Origin of the sequence: Mycoplasma marinum (assembly GCF_004335975.1) — a bacterium.
In the GTDB taxonomy this organism is placed as follows: Bacteria; Bacillota_I; Bacilli_A; order Mycoplasmatales; family Metamycoplasmataceae; genus Mycoplasma_K; species Mycoplasma_K marinum.
In genome coordinates, this window is record NZ_PSZO01000068.1 from 1 (window position 1) to 1,409 (window position 1,409).

Below are 1,409 nucleotides of genomic sequence, written 5' to 3' on the forward strand. Positions count from 1 at the left end.
TATTCAATGTTAAATATTTACAAACTAAAGAGGAAATTATTGATGAATCCAAAACAAATATCGACCATGCATTAAAACAAGCTAATGTAACTATCAATGATTATGTTGAATCAGCGAAAGAAGCTTTTGACACGTTGAAAGAAGAATGTTCAAACCTAAAAGAACAAATTAATGTCAATGTTGAAACTTTAAATCAAAAGAATGAAAAACAGCAAGTAATCTTGGAAAAATATATTGAAGAACAAATTTCTGTTTTGAGAGATGAAGCCATTCATAAAGTTGAGAAAGAAATTAAGTCTTCCAAACAAACACAATCTGAAATTGCAAATATGATAGCAAAATTGCAAATAAGAATTGAAAAAATCGAAAAAACAACTGTAAACAACCCTAAATTTTCAAAAAAATACAACAAATAATGTTGTATTTTAATATGCTGTTATAAGGCTATTTTTAATATTTTATCTGGAGAATATAACTCTTCAAATTTTAGCATTTTGGTGTTATATCTTTCTTGAATTATTTTTCTTTTAATAAGTCTTCTGATTGGAATATATCAAGAGTTTTCTTTGTTCTAGATATAACTACATCCATAACGCGAATTCATAAAACATATTTTATTTTTTCTTTTCAATTAATTGAATTGGTATTATTTCAAATTCAAAATCATGCTTCTGAACTAGATCTTTAATTTCAACTAAAGTCTGTTTTTTGAAGAATGAACGAAAACCAAATTTACCATCAATAAAACTTGCTTGAGCAATACCAATTGTTATTTTGTTAAAAATGTTTTTAATTGAATGATTTCCCAAGGCGCTCTCAACACCAATTCCGCATTCAATCTCTTGTATTTTATTTTTCTTATTACTTGTCTCAACAAATCACTTGTTCGCTTCTTGGGAGTAATTACAAATATAATTTTTTGCAATTGAATTTGTGTATTTGGAATAATGAGGATTTTCTGATTTCAGAAAATGTCTAATGAGCTTATTTTTATTGCTAGATTTAATTAATTCCAGCGATTTTCCTATTTGATCTTTTAAATGTCCAAAATCACTAGCGTTTGTTATATTTTTAATGTGAATCATCCTCTTATTTTTGACGTCAAAAATATCAGCGATTTCAATATTGCCAAAACCAACATCTTTGAAGAATACTCTATCACCCAAATAATACCCTTTCTCATCTCCATTGTTAATATTCTCATTATTTAACATTGCTACCAATTCTTTATTAAAATTAAATTCATCTCGGGGTTTTCTTCAAGGGAGGGAACTCCATTCTCATTTTAGATTCTCTCTTTTAATGTTGGATATTCGTTCATTGAGTTTTTCTACAGAATTATAAATAGGTTTTTTTCATAAACCATTCATAAGAATAACGTCACTTTCATAATATTCTTCATCAAAATA

At 26.6% G+C, this 1,409-nt stretch carries 2 protein-coding genes; one reads left to right on the forward strand and one right to left on the reverse strand.

Features of this window, described 5'->3' with window-relative positions:
- On the forward strand, nucleotides 1-416 hold a 416-nt coding region (locus tag C4B24_RS05050; RefSeq protein WP_168388372.1), incomplete at its 5' end, for a hypothetical protein.
- 198 nt (nucleotides 417-614) lie between these two features.
- Here C4B24_RS05050 and C4B24_RS04720 read toward each other — a convergent pair.
- Nucleotides 615-1,409, reverse strand: a 795-nt coding sequence (locus tag C4B24_RS04720) for a hypothetical protein (RefSeq protein ID WP_210725202.1), incomplete at its 5' end; no start/stop codon positions are given.